The 8,600-nt window shown below is 43.7% G+C and carries 8 protein-coding genes and 1 pseudogene; 7 read left to right on the plus strand and 2 right to left on the minus strand.

Annotated elements, in window-relative coordinates; translation table 11 throughout:
- Positions 1 to 91, plus strand: a pseudogene (locus FKN93_RS18150) (RNA-directed DNA polymerase); the annotation flags it as partial.
- 65 nt (positions 92 to 156) lie between these two features.
- Here the strand turns inward: FKN93_RS18150 and FKN93_RS16525 are convergent.
- Together FKN93_RS16525 and zur are read right to left on the minus strand one after the other, a co-directional pair.
- Positions 157 to 618, minus strand: a complete 462-nt coding sequence (locus FKN93_RS16525; protein WP_004396129.1) for a chemotaxis protein CheX — start codon at positions 616 to 618, stop codon at positions 157 to 159.
- Positions 619 to 634: 16 nt separating this feature from the next.
- Entirely contained in the window at positions 635 to 1,093 is a 459-nt protein-coding gene (gene zur / locus FKN93_RS16530) for a zinc uptake transcriptional repressor Zur (RefSeq protein ID WP_040904941.1), read from the minus strand.
- Positions 1,094 to 1,716: 623 nt separating this feature from the next.
- On the opposite strand from zur, the gene dusA reads away from it, so the two are divergent.
- From dusA to FKN93_RS16560, 6 genes are all read left to right on the plus strand, one after another.
- The gene (gene dusA / locus FKN93_RS16535) at positions 1,717 to 2,724 is read left to right on the plus strand and encodes a tRNA dihydrouridine(20/20a) synthase DusA (protein WP_170905681.1); all 1,008 of its coding nucleotides are present in this window, start codon (positions 1,717 to 1,719) and stop codon (positions 2,722 to 2,724) included.
- 75 nt (positions 2,725 to 2,799) lie between these two features.
- Positions 2,800 to 3,462, plus strand: coding sequence for a TIGR04219 family outer membrane beta-barrel protein (locus FKN93_RS16540; RefSeq protein ID WP_154169308.1), 663 nt, complete (start codon positions 2,800 to 2,802; stop codon positions 3,460 to 3,462).
- A gap of 111 nt (positions 3,463 to 3,573) precedes the next feature.
- Entirely contained in the window at positions 3,574 to 3,810 is a 237-nt protein-coding gene (locus tag FKN93_RS16545) for a hypothetical protein (RefSeq protein ID WP_040904939.1), read from the plus strand.
- Between the two features lie 90 nt (positions 3,811 to 3,900).
- A complete protein-coding gene (locus FKN93_RS16550; protein WP_170905682.1) occupies positions 3,901 to 5,751 on the plus strand; it encodes an assimilatory sulfite reductase (NADPH) flavoprotein subunit in 1,851 nt (616 codons plus the stop codon).
- Positions 5,751 to 7,487: an assimilatory sulfite reductase (NADPH) hemoprotein subunit gene (gene cysI / locus FKN93_RS16555; protein ID WP_170905683.1), complete on the plus strand. Its 1,737-nt coding sequence runs from the start codon at positions 5,751 to 5,753 to the stop codon at positions 7,485 to 7,487. Before FKN93_RS16550 ends, cysI begins: the two co-directional genes overlap by 1 nt.
- On the plus strand, positions 7,480 to 8,256 hold the full coding sequence (locus FKN93_RS16560; protein ID WP_004396123.1) for a phosphoadenylyl-sulfate reductase: 777 nt from the start codon (positions 7,480 to 7,482) through the stop codon (positions 8,254 to 8,256). Before cysI ends, FKN93_RS16560 begins: the two co-directional genes overlap by 8 nt.
- Positions 8,257 to 8,600 lie beyond the last annotated feature (344 nt).

An 8,600-nucleotide genomic window follows, 5' to 3' on the forward strand; every position in this document is an offset into this window, starting at 1 on the left:
GTTGGGGTTATACTCATTGTTGGAAGGGTATGAAACATTGAAAATCTATTCGGAACCGCCGTATGCGATCCACGCTTGTACGGTGGTGTGAGAGGACGGCGGGAGTGATCCCGCCTCCTACTCGATTCTGGGCAAGTCAAAGCGACTTGCTCTGGTTTACTCGAAACAGATCTCAATAAAGGCATTTCCCCATTGAGATGAGAACGGCATGATGATGATCGAACCTTCGCATTTGTGTCGTATTGTATGACCTTTGCCCGATACCACCACTGGGGTCGCTAAATCAAAATCAAAGCCACTTTCGGCTAAGATGCGTTTTGCTCCACCCGTTACCATGTTGGTAATTTCCCCGACCATATCCGTGACTTCTTCATTTAAGCCATTCGGTCGTTCGCCCAACATGTTTTCCATAATTTGTAAGGCTAAAGCCTCATCAAAGGTAATCGACATGGAACCGCGTGTTTGAGGCCCGATCATACCGATAAGACCAGACACATCGCCACGAGCAATTTCATCTTTTTTGAGGCGAGGCTTTTGGGGCTTCAGTTCTAATGAAGCCATCGTTTTTAGTACATTTAGCAAAGACGCTAAGAACGGATTGACAAATTCAGCGCGCATAACTCTCTTCTATAGTCTAATTCTTTGTTTCTGAAGAACAGGATTGGCAAATACCATGAGATTCAATGACATGGTTAGTAATTGTAAATCCGTGTTGCTCCGCGTTGTTCGCCAGCATTGTTATCAGATTATCATTTTGTAACTCCACAACGTTACCGCATTGGTCACAAATTAACAGCTGAGAAAAGTGCTTATGGGCATTACAAGAGCAGCAAGAGATAAAGCTATTCGTTGACTCTACACGATGAATAAAGCCTTGTTCTAACAGAAAATCTAAGGCTCGATACACCGTCGGTGGTTTTGCTTGTGGCTCACTGACTTTTAAATCTTCAAGCAAATCGTAGGCGCTGGATGCTTTTTGACTGGCGCAGATAAGTTCAAAAACGCGCTTACGTTGTGAAGTTAGACGAACGCCCCTTGCTGCACATATTTCTTCAATTTGTTGGCTAAGCTTCTTGTCCAAATCTATCACCATCATTGCTGGACTCTAGTAATCATATACTATTTCAAGATAAATATCGTTTTGAACATCAATAAATCATTAGTGATTGATTGACTATGAACGATATTGTCATAAATAGTGCCTAACTTACCTCATCTTGCGATAAAACGATACAGTGAAGAAAATCGGCGATTCACTTTCCTACTTAACGTTGTGATTATGATCGTAGTCCCCCTTTAATCCCCTTACCCAGCTCTCGCTGGATTAGCGGCCGCGTTTGCTGGTGTTGCTGGTAGGTACGTGGATTTCTATCTGAGTGGTTGAGCCACGCTTAGCGCGTTACTCTTGCACGGGCTTTCCCATTGAAGTGATATTGTGGGTGTACGTTTTCCATCTACCCCTCGGTGTGGTGTGATCTTGTAAACATCGAGAAAGGTCATCGTCCAGCGCTTTGATTAGTTTTTGCTACATGAGCTCGACACTTGTGTATAATCTGAAAATTATTTTTCATAACAGCCTGTCTGGTTAAATTCGTATTATCGTTTTAGCTAAGCTGCGCTTATTGCGGAATACGGGCTAACTTTTGTTACTCTTATCGTATAAAAGTTAGCCTAAGCTTTTGGCTTACATGACCGCCTCTCAACCAAACGTAAACTATGACTATTTCTACTGACACTGATAAATTTAAAGCTCATCGTCTTTCTGTGGCCCCTATGCTCGATTGGACGGATAGACATTGTCGCTATTTTCATCGTCTCCTCACCTCGCAAACCTTGTTGTATACCGAAATGGTGACCACTGGAGCTATCATTCACGGTAAGGGCGATTTTCTTACTTATAACCAAGAAGAGCACCCAGTCTCGTTGCAGCTCGGTGGTTCGAATCCTACGGATTTAGCTCATTGTGCCAAGTTAGCTCAAGAGCGCGGTTATGATGAGATTAATCTAAACGTCGGCTGCCCTTCTGATCGGGTACAAAATGGTAAGTTTGGTGCCTGTTTAATGGCTGAGCCGCAATTGGTTGCCGATTGCGTTGCTGCGATGCGTGAGGTGGTGGATATTCCAGTAACCGTCAAAACCCGTATTGGGATTGATGATCAAGACTCTTATGAGTTCTTAACCCGCTTTGTGCAGTTAGTCTCCGAACAAGGTGGATGTGAGCAATTCACTATTCATGCGCGTAAGGCTTGGTTAAGTGGCTTAAGCCCGAAAGAAAACCGTGAAATACCGCCTCTCGATTATCCACGTGCTTATCAGCTTAAGCGGGACTTTCCTCACTTAACTATTGCGATTAATGGTGGAGTCAAATCGTTAACCGAAGTGTTAGATCATTTACAACATCTTGATGGGGTAATGGTTGGACGTGAAGCTTATCAAAATCCTTATTTACTCGCGGAAGCGGATCAACAGATTTTTGGTCTTGATAAGCCTATTAAAAAACGCTCTCAAGTGGTTCAAGAGATGTACCCTTATATTGAACAGCAACTCACTCAAGGTGCTTATCTTGGGCATATTACTCGACATATGTTAGGGCTTTTCCAGAGTATGCCAGGAGCGCGCCAGTGGCGACGTTATATTAGTGAAAATGCCCATAAGCCGGGATCGGGTGTTGAGGTTGTTGAAACCGCGTTGGCGAAAATTCCTTATCAAGAATTAAATGTGTAATCGGTTGGCGTAGTTGACGAACGCAGAAATGCCATCGTCACCATTCAATGCAAGCAATCAGGAGAAGAGATCATCATGAATCGAATCAAAACCATCTTGTGTGGCGTAGCCGTGTGCGTTTCAAGTTCGGCGTTAGCGGAAGAGGCAGCGTATGGTGTGAAAGTGGGCGCTGAAATGTGGTGGGGGAAAACGAAGATTGATAACGTTCGCTATGAGACGGCGCAAGTACCTGTGATCTCTTTAGCTTTCGAGCATTCACTCGATTATTGGCCGAACATGAGTTTTCGTTATAGCCATGTTGATGCACAGACGGTGGCGTTTGATAAGTACGATTACACCTTGTATTACCGGTTGCTTGATAGGCAAGCGTTGCGTTTTAATGCAGGGGTGATGCTCAGTCAATATCGCTCCACGGACTACCGAGCGCCAGATAATCAGCACTATGCCTTTAATGATTTGACCTTCAATTGGTTTGGATATGCAGAGTTAAGTATCCCGAATTCAAATTTTGATATCATTGGTCAGATTGATTTTGGTGAGAGTAAAGGCATTAAAAGTGCGGATATGACGGCTGGTATTCAGTATGTCATTGATAACCCAACTTACCCATTGATATTAAAAGCGGGCTATCGTGTGATTGATTTGGAGTTTACCAATTTAGCAACCCAGTCACCACAAACTAGCGAATCATTGGTGTTTGTCGATGGCTGGTTTATTGGTGCTGAAATGCATTTTTGATGGTTGACCACTTCGTGATGGATTAGCTGAAAATTTGCGCTGCTTACTCGCAATTTGCTCGAAATAAACCATGCTTAATCTAATGGATGAGCGATGGAAGCGAGATTAGCCATGACAATCACGGAACTAAGAAATCTGTATCGGGAGCAAATGCTGATTGAAGCCATTATTGAACCCTCATCGGCGGAAGGAACATGGATTGTTGAATTTCGTCACCAACGAGGTGGTTTTGTGCCGCTCACCGATGCTAGCGGTGAAGAGTGCCATTACACCGATTTAGACAGTGCCTCAAAATCTGCTATGGCGGTTGGTTTTAAGCAAGTCAGAATCGAAAGTCGCTTTGATTGAATGGTGACTTTCTTACTTCCAAAAAGTTATAAAACATTCTCTTCTATTCTTTCTTGTTATTAAAGAGAGTGGTTAATCTATCGTCACGCAATGAATAAGGACGTCGTGACAATGTCTTCAGGAAATACCTTACCACAAGAATTGGCATCGTTAGCCAGCCCAATCAACGACTCTCAGCTTTCACAACTCCAGCAAACTGCAACGGAACTATCGCCGCATCAATTGGCTTGGTTGAGTGGTTATTTCTGGGGGTTAAGTCAAGCGCCGGCTAATCGTGTTGGTGCTGCGGTGTCTCAAGCTTTATCAGTAACTTCAACACCACAGGGTCAATTAACCATTATTTTTGCTTCGCAAACCGGTAATGCCAAAGGGGTTGCGCAGCAGCTTCAACGCGAAGCACAAGCGTTAGGTATTAAGGTGCAGTTATTTGATGCCAGCGATTACAAAGGCAAAGATCTGGCGAAAGAAACGCATGTGATCATCGTTGCTTCAACCAATGGTGAAGGTGAAGCGCCTGATAACGCCCTTGTCTTGCATGAGTTTTTGCAATCTAAAAAAGCGCCTAAATTACCGCACTTAAAATATGGCGTGATTGGCTTAGGAGACTCGAGCTACGAGTTTTTCTGTCAAACGGGTAAAGACTTTGATTTGTTTTTGGAAAAATTAGGAGCGCAGCGTTTTATTGATCGCATTGATTGTGATGTCGATTACGCGCAACCAGTCGCTGAATGGCAGGCGAAAGCGTTGCAAGAGGTACAACAAGCTCTATCTTCTGAGCAAGGGCATGTTGTACAGCTTCCGCTTAGTCAAATTGATGCCAAGCAAGCGAGCTATTCAAAACAGAATCCTTATCTAGCCACGTTATTAACTAGCCAAAAAATTACCGGTCGCGATTCCGGAAAAGACGTGCGACATATCGAGATTGATTTAACCGATTCAGGGTTAATTTATCAGCCAGGTGATGCGCTTGGTGTCTGGTATGAGAACAACCCTCAATTAGTGCAACAGATCTTAACGCTGGTGGGTTTAACTGGTGATGAGCAGGTTGCAGTCGACGGCTCGCCATGCACTGTCTATGATGCGTTAGTTTACCATTATGAGATCACTGCATCTAACCCTCAGTTTATTACTCAATATGCCGAATTGTCAGCCAGTAAAAAGTTGCAAAAACTGGTCGAAAATAAAGACAAGCTTCGTGAGTATTCAGCGCAGACGCAAATTATTGATGTATTAAAAGAGAAAAAATGTGCCTTGTCGGCTGATCAGTTGATCGGTTTACTGCGCCGATTAACCCCTCGATTATATTCAATCGCTTCTAGCCAACGAGAAGTTGATGAAGAAGTACATCTTACTGTTGCCGTGGTTGAATATCCGGTTAACGATGAGCGGCGTCAAGGTGGTGCATCGAGCTTTATTGCTCATCAATTGGCTGAAGGCGAGCAGGTAAAAATCTTTGTAGAAGCCAATAACCATTTCAAACTCCCAGAAGATGATAATACGCCAATTATTATGATTGGCCCCGGAACCGGGATTGCGCCTTTCCGCAGTTTTATTCAAGAGCGAGATAATCGGGCTGCGCCGGGGAATAACTGGTTATTTTTTGGCGATCGCACCTTTACCCAAGATTTTCTCTATCAGCTTGAGTGGCAGAAATATTTGAAGTCTGGCCTATTAACCCGTTTGGATGTGGCATTCAGCCGAGATCAGCATGAAAAAGTTTATGTGCAGCATCGTTTGTTAGAACAAGCTGAGCAAGTTTGGCAATGGATTGAACAAGGAGCTTACCTTTATGTGTGTGGCGACGCTCAGTATATGGCGAAAGATGTTCATCAAGCTCTGATTACGATTGCCATCCAGCAAGGTGGTTTAGACAAAGATCAAGCAGAACAATTTATTAATGATTTACGTAAAGCGAAGCGTTACCAAAGGGATGTTTACTAATGAGCACTAAACCACAATCGCCACAGCAAGAAGTATTAGGCCAAGTATTGGGGCCATTCTCGGATAACGAGCGTTTAAAGCGAGAAAGTAATTTTTTACGGGGTACGATCGAGCAGGATCTGCAAGATCGTATTACCGGTGGATTTAGCGCGGATAATTTTCAGTTGATCCGTTTTCACGGTATGTATCAGCAAGATGATCGCGATATTCGTAACGAACGAACCAAGCAAAAATTAGAGCCTCTACATAATGTGATGTTACGAGCTCGTATGTCGGGAGGGATTATTACTCCTCAGCAGTGGTTGGCGATAGATAAGTTTGCTAGTGAGCATTCTCTTTATGGCAGCATTCGTTTAACTACGCGGCAGACGTTTCAGTTTCATGGCGTGTTAAAGCCTAATATTAAGTTGATGCACCAAACGCTGAATAGCATTGGTATTGACTCGATTGCTACGGCTGGTGATGTGAACCGCAATGTGTTGTGTACTTCAAACCCTGTTGAATCTGAATTGCACCAAGAAGCTTATCAGTGGGCGAAAAAAATCAGTGAACATCTATTACCGAAAACTCGCGCTTACGCCGAAATTTGGTTGGACGGTGAAAAAGTAGAAACGACAGAAGATGATGAGCCTATTTTAGGTCAGCACTATCTACCACGTAAGTTTAAAACGACAGTGGTGATCCCGCCGCAAAATGATGTCGACGTTCATGCCAACGATCTGAATTTCGTCGCGATTGCTGAGCATGGCAAATTAGTTGGTTTCAATGTGCTGGTGGGCGGCGGTTTGGCGATGACGCATGGCGATACGTCAACCTATCCGCGCCGTGCGGATGATTTTGGCTTTATTCCTTTAGAGAAAACCTTAGAGGTTGCAGCAGCAGTGGTCACAACTCAGCGTGACTGGGGTAACCGCTCTAATCGTAAAAACGCCAAAACCAAATACACTTTAGATAGAGTGGGTGTTGAGGTCTTTAAAGCTGAAGTTGAAAAACGTGCAGGTATTCAATTTGCGCCAAGTCGTCCCTATCAATTTACCGAACGTGGCGATCGCATCGGTTGGATAGAAGGTATTGACGGTAAGCATCACCTAACGCTGTTTATTGAAAATGGCCGTTTATTGGATTTCCCTGACAAGCCTCTGAAAACCGGTGTTGCTGAGATAGCGAAGATCCATCAAGGCGATTTTCGTATGACAGCCAATCAAAACTTGATCGTTGCTGGCGTTGCAGTGGAAGATAAAGCAGAGATTGAACAGATCGCTCGGCTACATGGTTTAATCAATGATCAGGTTAGCGAGCAGCGTAAGAATTCGATGGCCTGTGTGTCATTCCCAACCTGTCCATTGGCGATGGCCGAAGCTGAGCGTTTTCTGCCTCAGTTTGTCACCGATATCGAGAATCTCCTGAGCAAGCATGGCTTACCAAAAGAAGACAATATTATCTTGCGTGTTACAGGATGCCCGAATGGCTGTGGGCGGGCGATGCTTGCCGAAGTCGGCTTAGTTGGCAAAGCGCCGGGGCGTTACAATCTTCATTTAGGGGGCAATCGAGCGGGAACGCGCATCCCTAAAATGTATAAAGAGAACATCACTGACCAACAGATTTTACAAGAGCTTGATGTATTGATTGATCGCTGGGCACATGAGCGAAATGCTGATGAAGGATTTGGTGATTTCACCATTCGTGTTGGGATAATAGAAGAGGTGATTATTTCTAAGAGGGATTTTTATGCCTAAGCATCCTATTTTAACCCTCGAGCTTGAGCATCTATTAACATTGAGTAAGGTCGAGCAAACGCTCTACCTTGCCGAGTTAAATGGCTATCTTGAGACACTGACCGCTCAGCAGCGCGTTGCATGGGCTTTAGAGAATCTATCGGGCACTCATGTTTTATCATCGAGTTTTGGTATTCAGGCTGCTCTGATGTTGCACTTGGTATCGGATATTAAGCCTGGCATTCCAGTTATTTTGACCGATACCGGCTATTTGTTCCCAGAAACCTATCAATTCATAGACCAATTAATCGAAAGCCTAAACCTGAATTTGCATGTTACTCGTGCCGAGATCACACCAGCTTGGCAAGAAGCTAAGTATGGCAAACTTTGGGAGCAGGGGATTGATGGCATCAGCCGTTATAACCAAATAAATAAAGTTGAGCCTATGCGTCGTGCTTTAAGCAACTTATCGGTCGGTACTTGGTTTTCTGGTTTACGTCGCGAGCAGTCTCAATCGAGAGCCAACTTGCCGATTCTGTCGATTCAAAATAATGTTTTTAAATTTTTACCAGTGATCGACTGGAGTAATAAAGATGTGCATTATTATTTAAAAGAAAATAACCTTCCTTACCATCCATTATGGGAGCAAGGCTATCTTTCGGTTGGTGACTGGCATACCACTCGCCAATGGAAACCAGGAATGAGTGAAGAAGAAACTCGATTTTTCGGTTTGAAAAGAGAGTGTGGCCTTCATGAAGAGGCAAAAGAAGTGAATGGTTCAGGCATATAATTAGGTTAATGTGCATAACTCTGTGGGTAACGTGTTTGTTTCGTCTTGATAAAGTGGGATAAATAAGGCTTTGGCTAAAAAAGTCCCCTTTAAGCATTATTTTGACTATTTTCGTTAAATAAAGCTTGCCAAGATTAAACGGATCTCTATAATGCGACCTCACTGACACGGCAGACGCCGCAAGGCTTCAGGCAGTGTTGGTTGAGGGAAAGCTTATAAAAAGAAAATTTGAAAAAGTGTTTGACTCTTCAAATTAACTCGCTAGAATTCACCTCCGCTTCGAAGCTCAACGAGAGATTCGCAAGCCAGCTCTTTAACAATTTAAACCAATCAATCTGTGTGGG

The sequence above is a fragment of the Vibrio sp. A8-1 genome (assembly GCF_013048685.1).
Classification (GTDB): domain Bacteria; phylum Pseudomonadota; class Gammaproteobacteria; order Enterobacterales; family Vibrionaceae; genus Vibrio; species Vibrio metschnikovii.